Source organism: Paraburkholderia sp. BR14374, assembly GCF_040948685.1.
Classification (GTDB): domain Bacteria; phylum Pseudomonadota; class Gammaproteobacteria; order Burkholderiales; family Burkholderiaceae; genus Paraburkholderia; species Paraburkholderia youngii.
In genome coordinates, this window is record NZ_JBFPKF010000022.1 from 71414 (window position 1) to 87792 (window position 16379).

General features: G+C 64.4%; 15 protein-coding genes and 1 pseudogene. 6 read left to right on the forward strand and 10 right to left on the reverse strand.

Annotation, left to right across the window (positions count from 1 at the left end):
* The 5 genes from AB3X86_RS32610 to AB3X86_RS32630 all read right to left on the reverse strand — a co-directional run bounded on the left by AB3X86_RS32610 (window position 1) and on the right by AB3X86_RS32630 (window position 6442).
* Window positions 1-1146 (reverse strand): MFS transporter, encoded by a 1146-nt coding sequence (locus AB3X86_RS32610; RefSeq protein WP_368599143.1) that lies wholly within the window; start codon window positions 1144-1146, stop codon window positions 1-3.
* Window positions 1143-1937, reverse strand: coding sequence for a DeoR/GlpR family DNA-binding transcription regulator (locus tag AB3X86_RS32615; RefSeq protein WP_368599144.1), 795 nt, complete (start codon window positions 1935-1937; stop codon window positions 1143-1145). Before AB3X86_RS32615 ends, AB3X86_RS32610 begins: the two co-directional genes overlap by 4 nt.
* 101 nt (window positions 1938-2038) lie before the next feature.
* Window positions 2039-3544, reverse strand: a complete 1506-nt coding sequence (locus AB3X86_RS32620) for a PepSY-associated TM helix domain-containing protein (protein ID WP_368599145.1) — start codon at window positions 3542-3544, stop codon at window positions 2039-2041.
* A 35-nt stretch (window positions 3545-3579) separates the two neighbouring features.
* On the reverse strand, window positions 3580-5949 hold the full coding sequence (locus tag AB3X86_RS32625) for a TonB-dependent receptor (protein ID WP_368599146.1): 2370 nt from the start codon (window positions 5947-5949) through the stop codon (window positions 3580-3582).
* A gap of 82 nt (window positions 5950-6031) precedes the next feature.
* A complete protein-coding gene (locus AB3X86_RS32630; RefSeq protein WP_368599147.1) occupies window positions 6032-6442 on the reverse strand; it encodes a DUF2946 domain-containing protein in 411 nt (136 codons plus the stop codon).
* 227 nt (window positions 6443-6669) lie between these two features.
* On the opposite strand from AB3X86_RS32630, the gene AB3X86_RS32635 reads away from it, so the two are divergent.
* The gene (locus tag AB3X86_RS32635) at window positions 6670-8805 is read left to right on the forward strand and encodes a tetratricopeptide repeat protein (protein WP_368599148.1); all 2136 of its coding nucleotides are present in this window, start codon (window positions 6670-6672) and stop codon (window positions 8803-8805) included.
* Here AB3X86_RS32635 and AB3X86_RS32640 read toward each other — a convergent pair.
* Complete coding sequence (locus AB3X86_RS32640; RefSeq protein WP_368599149.1) at window positions 8800-9396, reverse strand: molybdopterin-dependent oxidoreductase; 597 nt, start codon at window positions 9394-9396, stop codon at window positions 8800-8802. The two genes, AB3X86_RS32635 and AB3X86_RS32640, sit on opposite strands and share 6 nt — an antisense overlap.
* Before the next feature lie 182 nt (window positions 9397-9578).
* Between AB3X86_RS32640 and AB3X86_RS32645 the strand changes: the two genes are divergently transcribed.
* Window positions 9579-9722: a hypothetical protein gene (locus AB3X86_RS32645; protein ID WP_368599150.1), complete on the forward strand. Its 144-nt coding sequence runs from the start codon at window positions 9579-9581 to the stop codon at window positions 9720-9722.
* 22 nt (window positions 9723-9744) lie between these two features.
* On the opposite strand, the gene AB3X86_RS32650 is transcribed toward AB3X86_RS32645, so the two are convergent.
* Together AB3X86_RS32650 and AB3X86_RS32655 are read right to left on the reverse strand one after the other, a co-directional pair.
* Entirely contained in the window at window positions 9745-11052 is a 1308-nt protein-coding gene (locus tag AB3X86_RS32650) for a LysR family transcriptional regulator (protein WP_368599151.1), read from the reverse strand.
* Complete coding sequence (locus AB3X86_RS32655; protein WP_368599152.1) at window positions 11049-11750, reverse strand: GntR family transcriptional regulator; 702 nt, start codon at window positions 11748-11750, stop codon at window positions 11049-11051. The genes AB3X86_RS32650 and AB3X86_RS32655 overlap by 4 nt, the downstream gene beginning before the upstream one ends.
* Before the next feature lie 391 nt (window positions 11751-12141).
* Here AB3X86_RS32655 and AB3X86_RS32660 point away from each other — a divergent pair, with 391 nt between their 5' ends.
* From AB3X86_RS32660 to AB3X86_RS32675, 4 genes are all read left to right on the forward strand, one after another.
* The gene (locus AB3X86_RS32660) at window positions 12142-12984 is read left to right on the forward strand and encodes a gallate dioxygenase (RefSeq protein WP_176106501.1); all 843 of its coding nucleotides are present in this window, start codon (window positions 12142-12144) and stop codon (window positions 12982-12984) included.
* Complete coding sequence (locus tag AB3X86_RS32665) at window positions 12984-13343, forward strand: protocatechuate 3,4-dioxygenase (RefSeq protein WP_368599153.1); 360 nt, start codon at window positions 12984-12986, stop codon at window positions 13341-13343. The genes AB3X86_RS32660 and AB3X86_RS32665 overlap by 1 nt, the downstream gene beginning before the upstream one ends.
* A gap of 179 nt (window positions 13344-13522) precedes the next feature.
* On the forward strand, window positions 13523-13984 hold the full coding sequence (locus AB3X86_RS32670) for a hypothetical protein (protein WP_368599160.1): 462 nt from the start codon (window positions 13523-13525) through the stop codon (window positions 13982-13984).
* A gap of 129 nt (window positions 13985-14113) precedes the next feature.
* Window positions 14114-15106, forward strand: a complete 993-nt coding sequence (locus AB3X86_RS32675; protein WP_368599154.1) for a GNAT family N-acetyltransferase — start codon at window positions 14114-14116, stop codon at window positions 15104-15106.
* Window positions 15107-15136: 30 nt separating this feature from the next.
* On the opposite strand, the gene AB3X86_RS32680 is transcribed toward AB3X86_RS32675, so the two are convergent.
* On the reverse strand, window positions 15137-15772 hold the full coding sequence (locus AB3X86_RS32680) for a membrane integrity-associated transporter subunit PqiC (protein ID WP_368599155.1): 636 nt from the start codon (window positions 15770-15772) through the stop codon (window positions 15137-15139).
* Window positions 15769-16379 (reverse strand): annotated as a pseudogene (locus AB3X86_RS32685) (mammalian cell entry protein); the annotation flags it as partial. The gene AB3X86_RS32680 and the pseudogene AB3X86_RS32685, both read right to left, overlap by 4 nt.

The following is a 16379-nucleotide window of genomic DNA, read 5'->3' on the forward strand; positions in this document are numbered from 1 at the left end:
CTAAGCGGGTTGCGCGCCGCGCACCGCCTTGCCGCCCAGCAGCGATACGATCAGCGTGGCCATGACGAGCACACCCAACGCCGCGCGCAAGCCGAGCACGCCGGCGCCGAAACCGATCAGCGGCGGCCCGACCAGAAAGCCCGCATAGCCGAACGTGGCCGCCATCGACACGCCGATCGCCGGCGTCGCGCTCGAACGGCCTGCCGCGCTGAAAATCACCGGAACGATATTCGCGAGACCGATGCCGACCATCGCGAAGCCGACGCAGGCGGTCAGCACCGTCGGCAGGCTCAGCACCAGCGCGAGTCCGGCGAACGCGATCAGACCGCCGAGCGCGACGACCTTGCTCGAGCCGAAGCGTCGCACCGATGCGTCGCCTGCTATCCGGCACGCCGCCATCGAAAGCGCGAACGCGGAGTAGCCGATCGCGGCAATGCTCGCTTCCTGATTCAACGTGGAGCGCAGGTACACCGCGCTCCAGTCGGCCACCGCGCCTTCCACGAGCATGCACATGAACGCGAGCAGCGCCAGTTTCATCACGGCGCTGTCGGGCCATGCGAAGCCGCTCGACGCGGCGGCCGCGCGCGGACCGATATCGCGTAGCGCAAACCCTGCAGCGAAAATGATCAGGGCCGCAATGAACAGATCGGGGACGAGCAGCCCGCCCAGGACGCCGACGCCGCCTTTCTGCAGCATCGCGCCGCCCGCCGCGCCAAGCAGGCCGCCCGCGCTCCACGCGGCATGAAACGACGACATGATCGGCGCGCGCCAGCGTGTTTCGATCGCGCTCGCATGTCCGTTCATCGACACGTCGAGCGCGCCATTCGACGCGCCGAGCGCAAACAGCACCACGCACAACGTCAGCATGCCGGGCGCGACCGCGGGCAACGGCAGCGCGATCGCGAATGCCGCGCCGAGCAGCGCGGTGGCGCGGCCGCTGCCGACGCGCGGCGCGAGCTGTCCCGCGAGCGGCATCGCAACGATGGCGCCGAGCGCGAAGCAGAACAGCGCGATGCCGAGCGAGGTGTCGCTAAGCGCCAGGCTTTCCTTGATGCGCGGCACCTCGACCGCCCATGCGCCGATGCCGAAACCGTTGGCGAGAAAGACGGCGAGCGTCGCGATGCGTTCCCTGACGAGTGAGTTCATGGGCGTGCCACCATCACGTTATCGCAGACGGCCTCGAGGCTCGCGATTCGCGCGCCCGGTACGTCCGCTTCGACGAACAGATAATCGACCGACGAAGCCGGCGCTACCGCGAACGGCGCCGCCGTGATCAGCTTTTCCGAGGTCAGCGCGATGGCGATCTGGCCGCTCGCTTTGACCATCGCGCGTTTCAGTTCTGCATCTTCAGCGTGGAATGCGGCGACGCCTTCGTCGGGATCGAAGGCGCAGGCGCCGAGAAAACAGAGATCCGCGCGGATCTGCTGGACCTGCAGTAGCGCGGTCGCGCCGAGCGAGCCCGCCGCGCCCCCGGCGATGCGGCCGCCGATCAGTATCACGTCGATCCCGGGTCGGTTCAGCAGCCGCGCGCACGCGTCGGGCGAATTGGTGACGACGGTCAGGCCGGCGTTGTCGGGCAGCGCCGCCGCGATCGCGACGTTCGTCGAACCCGCGTCGAGCAGCACGATCTGCTTCGGACGAACGATCGACACGGCCGCCGCGGCAAGGCGTGCCTTGCGATCGACGGCCTCGTGCATGCGCAGCGCCGCGGGTTTGTCTGCTGGCGACATCAGCAGCGCACCGCCATACACCCGCTTGCAGTGGCCTTGATCCGCGAGATCGCGCAGATGGCGACGCACCGTGTGCTCGGAGATCTGCAGCTCGGCGCCAAGCTCGGCCGCGAGCACGCGACCATGCGTGCGCAATCGCTCCAGAATCAGCGCTTCGCGCTGCTCCGGTAGTAGCCCGTTGATCGCTTCTTCCCGGGTTCGCTGCATGGGTCTCCTCTCCGTTTCGGTGCAAACCGATCATAAACGAGCAAAATGTATCGTAAACGCTCGTGAAGCGCAAGCGGAGCCTGACGCGGCTTGCCCTGGCTTCAGGCGACTTCGTTCAATTCCGGTCGCGAGCCACGGCCGAAGACCAGCCGATCGAGCAGCCAAACCGCGACGAGCGTCGCGCCCATCAGCGGGAACACGACGCCGAGCAGCACGAGGCCGGCTTTCCAGCCACGCATCGGCGGCGCGGCGCGCTCGCGCGACGGCGCGCCGAGCGAGCGTTGCGGCCGGCGTTTCCACCACATCACGAAGCCGGTCACAGCGAGCGCGGCAAGGCCGAGCGAAATGGCCGCGCACAGTATCTGATTCGCGACGCCGAAGTAGCGCCCCATATGCAGCGACGTGCCGTACGACACGGCCTTCGCGATCGCCCCGTAATCGCCGTAGCGAATGTCCTTCAGGATCGCGCCGCTGTATTGGTCGACGTACAGCGTGCGTTCGTCTCGCGGATTCGCGGGGAACCAGGAAAGCGTGTAGACGCCGGTTGCGGAATTCGGCAGCACGATGCTGTAGCCGTCCGAGATGCCGAGCGACGCGGCGAGCGCAACGATATGACCGAGCGATAGAGGCTGTGCCGCGTCGCTGTTCGAGGAAGAGGGCACGCTGGAGTTGCCCGCGGCCCACGGCGTCAGCGGCAACGGCAGATCGTCCATCACCATGCCGGGCATCGAGTCCATGTCGGCATGCGTGGCATGCGCGCTCGTGCCGCTCGCGTGGTCGACCTGTTCTGATTGCGCTCCTGGCACGATGGAGCGCAATGGCAAACCGCCCCACGCGCCCGGCGGCGCGCCAAGCTTCGTCGCGGTCGCAAACGCCTTGAACTGCTTGCCCCATGAGGCGGTCCACGGCAGACCGGTACATACGAACGCCAGCGCGCCCAGCGCGAGCCAGATGCCGATCACTGCGTGAAGACTTTTCCATAGCGGACGTCCTTTCAGCGCGAGGCGCGGCAGCAGCACAGCGCGCGCGGTCGTTTTGCCGCGCGGCCACCATAGCGCGATGCCGGTGCCGATCATCACGAGCGTCCAGCACGCGGCCAGTTCCATCAGCAGCTCGCCGGGCTTGCCGAGCAGCAGCTTGCGGTGAATCATGCGATCCACGTGCATCAAGCGACGCTCGACGCTCAGCGTGCCCAGCACATCGCCGTTGTATGGATTCAGATAGACGCTCTGCTGCGTGCCGTCCGCGAGCCGAAACACGAATTCGGCGCTGCGTTGCGGATCGCGTGTAATCACGGCGGTCGTCGCGACCGAGCCGGGCGGCATCGCCGCGCGCGCTCGCGCGAGCAGCACGTTGTCGGGCAGTCTCGGCACCGCTTGCGGTGCGACGACCATTTGCTGCCGATACAGCAGCGGTTCGATTTGCGGCTGGAAGCAATACAGCGTGCCGGTGATGGCGAGCACGAGCAGAAACGGCATCACGAAGAGGCCCGCATAAAAATGCCAGCGCCACAGTGTTCTATAGCCTGGATGTGCGGGGCCGCTGGCGGCGGCAGCGGCCGTACCGCTCTGCGCACGTACGGGTTCGGCGGTTGGAGTCGTGGACATGAAATCCTCGTCGGGCAAATGGGGCGATGGGTTACTCAGAGACGCAGCTTCGCTTCGACATAAAACGTGCGGCCCGGATACGGGTGGTAGACGAAGTAGCGCGCGTCGAACAGGTTGTCGACGCCGATGCCGAGTTCGCTGAGCTTCGTCGGCTTGAACGTGAACTTCGCGTCGGCGACCGTGTAGGTGCTGGTGCCGCCGAACACGTTCGGGTTCGTGTCGGTATTCGTCAACGTGTTGTACTGACGGCCTGAGTAACGCGCGGCGAGCGTCAGCGCCGCTCGCGCGTCGAAGTGATACGTCGCGGCAAGATTCGCGCGCCACAGCGGAATGCGGTAAAAGTACTTGCCGACCGAGGCCGGATTCTGAGCGTTTTCGAGGATCTTCGACTGCGTGTACGCGACGCTCGCGAGCAGATCGAGTCCGCGCACGAACACGTCTTCGCCCCAATAGCTCGTTTCGACGCCGCGCGAGCGAACCTTGCCGATGTTCTGGAAGTTCGTCACGTTCGGGATCACGGTGGTGTCGGTCTGACTGAAGATCGTGTTCTTCACGTCGTCCTGAAACAGCGACAAGCGGAACACGCCATTCCAGTGCGCCCATTCGGCGCTCAGTTCTTTTGACAGATCGTCTTCGGGTTGCAGATGCGGATTGTTGTTCACGATCGCGGAGCCATTGATTTGCCCCTGGAACAGTTCGCTCGCGGTCGGAAAGCGATAAGCGCGACCGATCGACGCGCGTAAGGTCAGATCGTCGCTGACATCGAACGATAGCGACGCCTTCGGCGAAAAGTGACGCTGGCTGGCGTCGCTGTACGCGATCGTCGTGCCGGGCAGCGACTGCGCGCCGTCGTAGGCTTGCCAGTCTTCATAGCGCACGCCGTAGACGAGCTTCCAGCGCGGCAGAAAGCGCCATGCGTCCTGCGCATAAAGAGCTTGCGTCTGAGTCTTGCCGGTGAACGCGTTGGCGAACGAGGCCGCGTCGCCGTCGCGCCAAGCTAGCGTGTTGTAGGTCTGGTTGTCGACGAAGTAGTTGTCGTAGTGGTAGCCGAAGCTCAGTGCGTGATTGGCCAGCCCCGCCTCGTTTGTCGCGGGCGTGTAGGTGCCGCGCAGGTCCAGCGTCTTCCAGCCGGTGCCGTCGCCGAACAGCACGGTGCCGGGGCCATTGCCCGGGCCGCCGGCATTCGCGATGCGTGCGACGCTATTGCCGATGTCGTAATACGACGCGATCGCCTCGCCGTTCCAACCGGTCGCATTGCGCGTTTTCAGCGACACGCCGTAGAGCCAGTTCTCGCTGTGTCCGAGACTCGGGGCGAACGCTGCCGCCGGAATCGTGTAGTGGTAGCCGTTGATCGACACGTTGCCGCTGTACACCGGGTTGCCGTCCGCGTCGCGCAGGAACGTCGATGTTTCGCTGTTGTAGGTCCGGTGCCAGTAGCCGAGCGTGAAGCCGCCCTGCAGCGTCGGCGTGAAGTCGTACTGCATCTTCAGCTTGAGCTGGTCCTGCACCGTGTGCTCGATGCCTTCGCCGTTCACGCCGAGCACGGCCGTCGGCGTATTGGTCTGGTTGTTGTAGAAATGGGCGCCGGTGACGGGCGTGTCGCCGGCCTTCGCGGGCGTGGTCGATTGCGCGAGCGTCGCGAATTGCAGCGGCTGACTCGTGTTCTCGAGATGATTGACGCCGAGCAGGTACGAGAACTTGCCGATCCGATCGCCGAGCGACGCGCTCGCTTCGCTGCCGTTGAAACTCTGGTTCACGCCGAACAGGCTGAAGTGCTGCGTGAATGCCTTGACGTCGGCTGTGGCCTCGAACTGCTTCGGCATGCGCGTGCTGATCAGCACCGTCGCGCCTAAAGAGTTGCCAGGATACAGCGCGGAAAACGGCCCGTAGATTACGTCGACTTGCTGGATTTCGTCGGGAGACACCATAGACCAGCGCGGCGGAAACGAATAGCTATTGCCGAGCAGGTTGCTCAGCAGCAAACCGTCCGCATAGACGAGGCCGCGCGCGCTCTGCGTATTGCTGGTGCCGCGTACCGCGATGATCGAATTCAGGTCGCCGATGAAGCGCTTGCGTACCGCGAGGTTCGGCAGGTACTTGAGCACGTCCTCGGTGTTGACGACGTTCCAGTTCGCGAACTGATCGCGCGTGACGGTTTCGATGGAGGCGGGCAGGTTCGGGTCGACGGCGCGCGGTGCGGCGCTCGCACTTGCGCTTGCATTGACGCTGACAGCGGGCAGCGTCGCATCCGCGTCGGCGGCCTGCGCGGGTGTTGCAACCAAAGCCGGCACGAAAGCAGGCACGAGCGCGGGCCAACGAACGGAACGGCGAGCCGCGCGATGAGCGGAACAGACAGCGTCACGACGGACGCAAAAAGACAGCCTTCGCAGCGCGAAGTTGAACATGAGCGTTTCCTCGATGCATTGAACAGGTGATCGCAGGCTTCGTCGACGTGGGCGACGAAGGCGCGATCAGAACCGGCAGCGATCAGGAAACGACAGGTGGCGCGCGCGGACGTCCCGACGGGAACGCGCCCAGCGGCGTAAAGCGGGTGGACAGCGTGGGCGGCGCGGTGCCGGCCAGCGGCAGCGCGGGCGGCAGCTCGGCGACGGCGAGCGTCGGCATCGCGACGTGATGTTCGAGCAGATGACAGTATCCGCAGGCGCCGAATGCATCGTCGTGGCTCAGATGCACGGGGGCGGGACTGGTTTGAGCGACGACGCTCGCATCGCTGATAACGCTCGCGCCGGTCGGATGAAGCGCCGAACACAGCACGGCAATCGGCTCGTGGCCGCGGCCCGATTCGAGCAACTGGCTGATGAGCGGCGCGAACACGACGAGCCACATGGCGACGAGGCCAAGCCATGCGGTCAGGTGGTTGCGGGAGCGTCGAGTCATGAGCGTCGAAGAACAGACGGGGGCGATTCTAGCATCACCGCACGATCCTTTCATTCGTAATGTCAGGTAGCGGCGGATTAGACGGTGAAAAAGCGCTTAGTTCGGGGCGCTGAGGTCGAGGTGAAACACCTATGCTGTGCAAGCGCGCAAGGTGCGCGTATCGAATCAACAGCGCAACAGCGGCGCACCCGCCGCACGACCGCGCCACTGAAACATCACCCCGACACATGACACTCACGCAGACGCCTGCTTCTTCGATCGCCGACATCAACCAGCGGGCCGTGGCGCTATGTTCGGCCGGACAGTTCGCCGACGCGTTGCCGCTCGTCGCGCCGCTGCTCGAAAACGCCACTTTGCCGAACGATCAGCGGGCCGATGCGTTGAATATTGCCGGTGCGTGTTCGTTCGCGCTGCGTCAGTGGACGGACGCGGAGAACTATTGGCGCCAGTGCCTGTATCTGAAGCCGGATTACGCGGACGTCTACGCGAGCCTCGGCTCGCTATTCAGTTCGCTCGGCCGCTTGTCGGCCGCGAAATCGACGTATCAGCGATTGGTGGCGCTGCGCCCGCTCGACGCGAACGCGCATTATCAACTCGGCAATGTGCTTTACGGGCTCGGTTATCGTGCCGAAGCGGAGGCGGCGTTTCGGCAGGCGGTGACGATTCACCTCGACCACGCCGAAGCGCATTACAACCACGGCATCGTGCTGCGCGAACTGCGACGCCCGCAGGAAGCAGAAGCGGCTTTTCGTCATGCATTGCGCGGCTTGCGTGACCAAGCCGAATTGCACAACAACCTCGGCAGCGTGCTGATGGAACTCGGGCGTCTCGCGGAAGCGGACGCCGCGTATCGCGAAGCGCTGACGCTGAAGCCGCAATATCCGGAGGCGCTCAATAATTTTGCCGGCGTGCTGAAAGCGACCCAGCGTCTCGCGGAAGCGGAGATGGCTTGCCGGCTTGCAATCGCAATCCGGCCTGACTATGCGGAAGCGCATCTCAATCTTGGCGCGGTGCTCGTCGATCTCGATCGCGTGAGCGAGGCCGAGGCGGCGTACCGCGAAGCGCTCGCGCATCGGGCGGATTATGCGGAGGCGCATTACAACCTCGGCGTGGCACTGTTCAGGCAGGAGCGTTACGAGGAAGCCGGGCAGGCTTACCGAGACGCGATTCGCTGCCAACCGCTGCTTGCCCATGCGCACAACAATCTCGGCTGCGTGCTGCGCGTGCTCGAGCGTTTTCCGGAAGCGCTCGACGCGTTCCAGCACGCGCTCGCGGTGTCGCCGCAACTCGCCGAGGCTCACTCGAACATTGCCAATGCGCTGACCCAACTCGGGCGCTTTGCCGAGGCAGAAAGCGCGTATCGGCGGGCGATTGCATTAAAACCCGACTATGCCGAGGCGCGTTTCGGCCTGGCCGTGTTGCTGCTCGGCTTCGGCCGCTTCGACGAGGGCTGGCCACTCTTCGAGTGCCGCTATCAGCAGCCCCATTTCGTTCATCGACAGTCGCAGACGATGCTCAGGTGTCCGCAATGGCAAGGCGAGCCGCTCGCGGGCAAGTCGGTGCTGCTGTGGCAGGAAGACGGCCTCGGCGACATGCTGCAATTCAGCCGCTATGTTCCGCTGCTGAAGGCGCTTGGGGCCGCGCATATCGCGTTTGCGTGTGCGCCGGCGTTGCATCGGCTGATCGCGAAGGTAGATGGCGTCGATGCGGTGCTCGACCACCACGGAGCGCTCACGCGCGTCGCGACCTACGATTGCTGGACCAGTCCGCTTAGCGTGCCGTTGCATCTACGCACGACGCTGGATACGCTTCCGCGCCCCGCGCGACTGAGCGCGGAGCCCGCGCTCATCGAACACTGGCGCCCCGCGCTCGACGCGCTGCCGTCCGGCCACCGGATCGGTCTGGTCTGGAAGGGCAACGCGAAGCATCACAACGACGCGAATCGGTCGATGCGGTCGCTCGCCACGCTCGCGGCGCTGTGGAGCGTGCCGGGCCTGAATTTCGTGAGCTTGCAGAAGGGGCAAGGCGAGGACGAAGCACGCAATCCGCCGCTCGCGCAGCCGCTGCTCGATCTGGGCGCGCGCGTGACGGACTTCGCGGACAGCGCGGCGATCGTCGCGCAACTCGATCTGGTGATCTGCGTCGATACGTCGATCGCGCATCTGGTCGCATCGCTCGGCAAGCCGTGCTGGGTGATGCTGCCCGAAAGAGATGTGGACTGGCGCTGGATGCACGAGCGCGACGATTCGCCGTGGTATCCGCACACGCTGCGTCTGTTCCGGCGCGCGCCAGGGGAAGACTGGGCGAGCTCGGTCGAGCGCGTACGGCAGGCGTGCGTCGAGCGATTCGGCGGCGCGCTATGACGCCTCGGTGAGCTGCATGTGATACAGGCCCCACGGCGACAGTTCGAAGCGGTCCTTCAGCGGCTTGGCCGCGAGTTCGGGAATCTGATCCGCGTCGTAGATCGCCCATAACGGCCCCACGCCACCGAGCGCCAGCGGCTTGCCGTCCATTTGCGTCGCGACGATGAAGTGATACTCACGCACCTTGTCGAGCGTCGTCTGCACCGCGTAGCCGTCGACCGCGTGCATGACGATTTGCGTACTGCCTGCATCCGGTGCGCCGATATGCGCGAGCACGTCGGTCAGCAGCGGGCCGCTGAACGTATGCAGGTGCGCATCGTATTCGATCGTCGGATGGATCGTCACGGATTTCATGCTGGCGAGCAACGGCAGATCGACGCCATACGCTTGCAAAAACTTCACCTGGTGCTTCGCCAGCAGTTGATCGAAAGCCGGATTGAGCGCGCCGCGATTGCTGTTCCTGATCGCACCGGAGATCGTCAGGACAACTGGAGACGGCGCGCATTCGGCGTGCTCACGCTTTGCGCCGAATGCGGGCGCGACCGCCGCGCCCAGCACCGTGGCGCTGGTCAGGAACTGGCGTTTGTTCATTACGTTTTCTCCGGGTGTCGATGAGGCTTGGCGTGGTGACTTGAGCGCTCTTCTATTGTCGGAGAATTGCCGCCGAAGATGATACGGCGATGCTTCATTTACGCGTCATTCGCTATGCTCTTTCCGCATGGGATTCACAGCGGAACTGGCACGCTTCGTTGCGCGGTGATCCAGCACGGTGCATGTCTTCGCAGGTTTATGAAGAAGTGCTACTCACGCGCATCTCATTCATCGGCTTCGCGAAGCGGGCGGCATACTCGGTGCGGATTGGCCGCGAAGGGCGCGCGTTTTTCGACAGCCTGCCGGACCCGGACAGAAACAGTTGAGCAAACTGATCGATGGCAACGCTCAGGTCGCGCCGATGCTGACCGTGCGCGTCACATCGACGACCGACAGCCGGATCGCGTCGATCAATGCCCGTGCGGCCGGCGATGGCGTACCCGCCGCGCGCATCGTCAGGCCGATCTCGCGCCGCGTGTTGTGCAGCGGTACGTCGAGCACCACCAGTTGCCCGGATTGAACCTCGTGATGCAGCTGCTGCGCCGACAACGCCGCCGCCATGTCGGTGCCGAGCAGCAGCCCGCGAATCACCGCGAGGTCGGCGGTTTCGACGGTCGGCAAAGGCGGCTTCACTTTCATCCGCCTGAATTGCGTTTCGAACAGCGCACGCGCCGGCGCGTTGCTGCGCGGCAGAATCCATTGCGCGTCGCGCAGACCCATGATGGTCAGATTGTGCACTTGAGTCAGCGGGTGACCGCGGCGCACCAGCACCACCATGTTTTCCGACATCAGCCGCTCGTTTTTCAGGCCGCTAGTCGCGTCGTTGTCGCGCAGCGCGCCGAGAATGAAGTCGATGTCGCCGGCGCGCAGACCGGCCACCAGCGTCTCGTACGCGCTTTCGTCGGTGACCACGCGCACGCCCGGATTTTCCGAGGTCATTCGCGCGATCGCCTTCGGCAGGATCAGCGTGCGTCCGAGCGGCAACGCGCCGACCGTCACCGAGCCCTGAATCTTGCCGTGCAATGCGGCGATATCGTCGGGGATGTGCCGTAGTTCGTTCAATGCGCGGCGTACGTGCAGCAGGAACGTTTCGCCCTCGGCCGTCAGCAGGATGCCGCGCGGGCTGCGATGGAACAGGCTCAGTCCCGAGCCGCTTTCGAGTACGCGGACCGCGGTGCTCACCGCGGGCTGACTGATGCCGAAGGTTTTTGCCGCGCTCGGCATATGCCGATGCCGAGCGAGCGCCGCGAACAGTTGCAGCCGCCGCGTATTGAGCAGGTACGCGGGCAATGCGCCCTCCGATACGGGCCGGCGGCGCGTCTGTCGCGCGGCGCACCATTGCGCGAGCTCTTCGAGTTCGGCGAAGATCCGCTCGCAGCGGTGCAGCACCGCGCGGCCGACCGGCGTGGGCAGCATGCCCGAAGGACCGCGATCGAACAGCGGCACGCCGAGCGCCGACTCGAGTTCCTGCACGGAGCGCGTGACCGCCGACTGTGCGCGAAACAGCGCGGCCGCCGCGCGCGTCGCGCTGCCCATGTCCGCGACGAGCCGGAAGGCGCGCAATTGCGCGAGATTGAGCAGGTCCTTGCTGCTGACCGACAGCGGCTCTTTGGCGGCCGCCTGGCTGGCTTCGGCGGAAAGTGCGTCGTTGCTCATGCCGCGCCCGCGATCAGATGCAACGATGGCAGCGACAAATTCAGACTTTCCTTCGAGATATGCGTGTGCTCCTTCATCAACGCATCGACGCGCGCGCCTTCGCCATGCTTCAGCGCGTCGACGATCGCGTGATGCTGGCGATGCGCGTACATCAGCATCATGAACTGACGCTCGCGCGCGGCTTCGTCGAACGCGATCGTGAACGGCGACACGAACGGCACCTTGTCGTTCAGGCTGAGCGCGGCCGTGATCGCCTGGTTCTGCGCCGCTTCGACGATCAGCGCATGAAAGCGGCCGTTCATCTGCGCGTAGCGCACGTCGTCGCCGGGTTGCAGATGCTTTTGCTCGAAGATTTCGTCGCCTTCGCGCAGGCATTCCTCGAGCGCGGCGGCGAGCGCCGGGCTCACGCCGTTTTCGGCGACCGAGCGCGCGGCGAGCCCTTCGAGCACGCCGCGCACGTCGATCGCATCGAGGACGTCGCGCACGCTGAAGCGGCGCACCACATAGCCGCGCGAGCCCGAACGATCGAGCAGGCCTTCCGCGGACAGCACGCTCAACGCATAGCGCAGCGGCGTGCGCGACACGCCGAGCCATTGCGCAAGCTGCGCTTCGACGAGCCGCTGCCCGGGCGACAATTCGCCCGACAGGATCTTCTCGCGTAAGGTCTGCACAATCGCTTGCTGGGTCGTCTCGTTCATCGTTTCGTCGCTCGTCGGAAGCACCGCAGTATAGCCACGCGTGCAGCACCGCTCCAAGCCTTGAAACAGTGCGTTGCGAGTTGTTTTCCGGGTCATCTGTTTTATTTATCGTGTGCCGGAGCGAGAGGAGGCCGCGGAAGGCACGCCGCACGGGCTTGGGATACCGAGGGAGCCCTGTGCGGCGTGGGTCGCGCAGGGGTTCATCGACTCGCCGGGTGCCCGCTTACCGGGTTTTTACCCATCATTCCGGCACAACTCGAGGTATACCCGTACTTCACGTATCGAGGCACAATTTCTATCTTTGTATCCCAAGACGGTCGCGGTGACTAGCGCGGTAAGCCAGGCGACCTATCCGATTGGCAGCAGCACGAAGTGACGGAAGAGAACGAATATGGCAAGGATCATTGGTGGTATCGGCACGTCCCATGTACCCACGATCGGGTTGGCGTACGACAAGGGCAAGCAGAATGAACCGGCATGGGCGCCGATGTTCAAGGGTTATGAACCGGTGGCGCAGTGGCTGGCCGAGCAGAAGCCCGACGTGATGGTGATGTTCTACAACGATCACGCGAACAGCTTTTTCTTCGATTGCTATCCGACCTTCGCGCTCGGCGTGTCGCCCAATCACGAATTCGCCGATGAAGGCGCGGGCAAGCGTCCGTTGCCGGACATCGCCGGCCACCCGGATCTGGCGATCCATATCGTCGAGCAACTGGTCGCCGACGAGTTCGATCTGACCGTCTTCCAGGACCGCGCGCTCGATCACGGCGTCAATTCGCCGCTCTCGCTGATGCTGCCGCATCAGGGCGGCTGGCCGCTGTCGCTGGTGCCGCTCGAAGTCAACGTGCTGCAGTATCCGCTGCCCACCGCGAATCGCTGCTACCGGCTCGGCCAGGCGCTGCGTCGCGCGATCGAATCGTTCGAACAGGATCTGAAGGTCGTGGTGGTCGGCACGGGCGGGCTGTCGCACCAGGTGCATGGCGAGCGCAGCGGCTTCAACAACACCGAATGGGACATGGAGTTCCTCGACCTGATCGTCAACGATCCGGAGCGTCTTGCCAGGATGAAGCACGTCGACTACGTGCGCCTCGGCGGCGCCGAAAGCGTCGAGACGATCATGTGGCTCGCGATGCGCGGCGCGCTCGGCCAGAAGGTCCGCGAGTTGCATCGCAGCTACTACCTTGCGACCAGCACCGCGATGGCCGTGACGATCTACGAAGGAGAGGTGGCGTAATGAATCCGCAACTGGTTGGCGTCGAAGAATTGACCGGCACGTATCCGTTCGATATCCGCCAGAGCATGAAGGCGATGCGCCTGAACCGCTTTTTCTGGCAGATGCGCGAAACGTCGGCGCGCGCGCTGTGGCTCGAAAATCGCACCGCCGCTTACGATGCGGCCGGCTTGACGCCGGAAGAGCGCGCGCTCGTCGACAACACCGACTGGATCGGTCTGATCCGCTATGGGGTGTCTTTCTTCGTGCTCGAGAAGTTCGCGCGCGTGGTGAAGATCACCAATCTCGGCGTGTACGCGAGCATGCGTGGTGAAACGCTCGAAGAGTTTCTGAAGACCCGCCAGGTACCCGACGCCGTTTAAAGGCCGGGCATCGAAGGCGCGCAACGAAGCAGCATTGTCCGCTGGGCATTCCGATTTGAAGTTCCGATGTGTAGTCCATTTCGAGGAGAGTAGAGATGGTCGGCAAGTTCGGCGTCAGCGAAGGGGATTTGGACCGGCGGCTAAGACTCGCGGAGTCCGGTGCACTCGAACGCGGGGGGATGTTGCGCGCGGGCGTGATCGGCGGCCTGGTCGGCGCCGTGGTGATCTGGATTTACGAAGCGCTCGTCTGGGTCGGCGCTCAGCATTTGATGCCGCTTGCCGGCATTCCGCGCAATGCGACGGGGCTCGTGTTCGGCAAAGACGTGCAGGCGTCGCTCGGCATCTGGGCGTATATCGTCGGCACCGGCATTCATTTTTTCTTCGCGATCGCGTGGGGCGTGCTGTTCGCCGCGATCTGGCCGTACTTCCGGCGGCGCGGCTATGAAGCGACGCTGGTCGCGCTGTTCTACGCGGTATTTGCGTGGATCGTCATGCATGCCGCGATCATGATCGCGTCGGATAACCATCCGGATTATTTCGACCCGACCGTGATTATCGGCGGGTTCATGTCGCACATCTTCTTCACCGTGCCGTTGGCGTTGACCGTCAGGCGGATGATGGAAGAGCGGCACTATCGATGAGGTTGTACGCAAAAGCAAGCCGGGTTCGATGCTGCGTTGCAACGTTTCCGAGTGCGACTTAGCGTTTGCTTAAGTTGCGTGATCGCAACTATATTGATTGCGCAACGCAACTGATATGTGAGCGCCATCATGGATCTGATCGAAGCCCCCGCCAAGCCTCGCGACACGACGATTCTCGAACTGCGCGAGTTTTCCCGCCGCTTGGTTCGCGAACTTGGTTTCATGCGCGCGACGCTCGCCGACAGCGATCTGGCGCCCTCTGCCGTGCATGCGGTAATCGAGATCGGCATGTCGCCGGGCATCAGCGCCAAAGATCTCGCGACCATCCTGCGGCTCGACAAATCGAATACGAGCCGGCAGATCGCAAAGCTCGAAGCGAGCGGACTGGTCGAGCGTACGGTCTGCGCCGACGATGCCCGTTCTTCCGAGTTGTACCTGACGGCCGAAGGTCAGAAGCTGCGCAAGAAGATCGACCGGTTCGCGACCGATCGCGTGTCCGGCGCGCTGCGGCGCATGGTTCCCGCCGACCAGCAGGCGCTGGTCCGTTCTCTCGCGCTTTATGCGGACGCCCTCGCGCATGGCGAGGTCAGCAAGCTTCCTGCGACGGAAGCGGGGTCCGCGGGAATCGTGGAAGGCTACCAACCGGGCTGTATCGGCGATATCGCGAGTCTGCACGGGCGCTATTACGCGCAGCACTGGGGTTTCGGCGCATTCTTCGAAAAGAAGGTCGCGACGGAACTGGCGGAGTTCGCGGGCGCATTGCCGGCAGAAGGGAAAGGGCTTTGGCTCTACGTCGAAAACGGCCGCACGCTCGCGTCTGTCGTGATCGATGGGGATAGCGGCACCCGTGTCGCGCATTTGCGCTGGTTCATCGTCGACGATTCCTTGCGCGGCTCCGGGATCGGGCGGCAATTGCTGGCGCATGCGATGCGTTTCGTCGACGAGCGCTTTGACGAAACCTATTTATGGACTTTCCAGGGGCTCGACGCGGCGCGTCATCTGTACGAGTCGTTCGGCTTTCGGCTGAGCGACGAATCGGAAGGGGAGCAATGGGGAACACGCGTCGTCGAGCAGCGTTTCGACCGGATTTCCGCAATGAAAGGCGGTACCGGTACCCAGTGATCGACCGAGAAGCGAACTAGACCGCTTCGGTCAATGCGCGACGACCGACGCCGCGATCCGGTCGGCCAGGTCGGCGAGAATGCGGCTCAACGCGGCCGCCTGCGCGAGCGCATCGTGTCCGTCGATCGCAGAATCGAGCGTCACTTGCTGCCGCAGCGGCGCCTGATCCGAATGCCCGTTCAACAGGGTCCACTCCGCCTGCAAGGTCAGCGTGCCGCTCGCGTTGGCCGTCGCGTTCAACACGGTGACGACCAGCCTGCGCGTGCCTGGTGGCGCGGGCGCATCCGGCACGACGAACGACCCGGCGGGCAGCCGCGTGAGCAAGTCCTCGGCAAGCGTTTTGCGCATCATTTGAGCGAGCGGTGCGCCCCACCGGTCGGTATCGTCGATCGTGAGACGGTTCTGCGAAGCCAGCGTGACGACTTCGAGCCGATCGAGCACCGCGGGAATGTGCACGGCGGTCAGTTGAATCGGCGGCATCGGCGCCGTGGCTGGCGGGGCGTCGGCGGGCATCGGGTTCAACGTCACATAGCGCGTCGGCATGCTGTGCCCGCATCCGGCGAGCGTCATCGCGGCGACGCAGACGACAAGCGCCGCCGTCCAGACGCTCGTCGTGAGCGATGCCACGACGGCGCGTCCGATGCGAAGCGTGGACCTCGTCATCATTGAATCTCCTGCTGCCTGCCGTGGATCAGCGCCTCCGGATGGCGGTCCAGATAGTCGGCCAGTGCCCGAATCGAGCGCGCGGTGTCCGTTAGCTCCTGCATCGCGGCAGGCAGGTCGTTCTGGCTCGACGCATCGCCGCCTAGCGTACGGTTCGCCGCGGCAACGGTGCGATCCGCCGCGTTCGCTGTGTCGCGCAGTTGCGCGACGAGCGGACCGATTTGCGGCGAGACCTGCTGCAATGTGTGATCGATCTGCGCGACGGAGTGATCGATGTGCGTCAGGCTGTCCTTGATTTGCGGCGAGGAACTGAGCGCGTTGATATGCGCGGCGATACTGCGCACCTGTTCGCCGGTTTGCCGGATCGGAAGATCGTCGATTTTCTGGATCACCTCGTTGGCCTTCGCCATCGTCGTGTCGAGGTTCGCGGCGGCGACACTCGGAATGACGGGCAGGCCGTCCTCGCTGGCGAGCGTCGCGACCGGCGCGCCTTGCACGAAGTCGAGGGTGATCTTGTCCGCGCCGACGACCGGCGGATCCTGCGACAGGCGCGCGCGCAAGCCCGTGGCGACGAGACGGGCGAGCATGCCGTCGACGAGCGGGCGCCAGT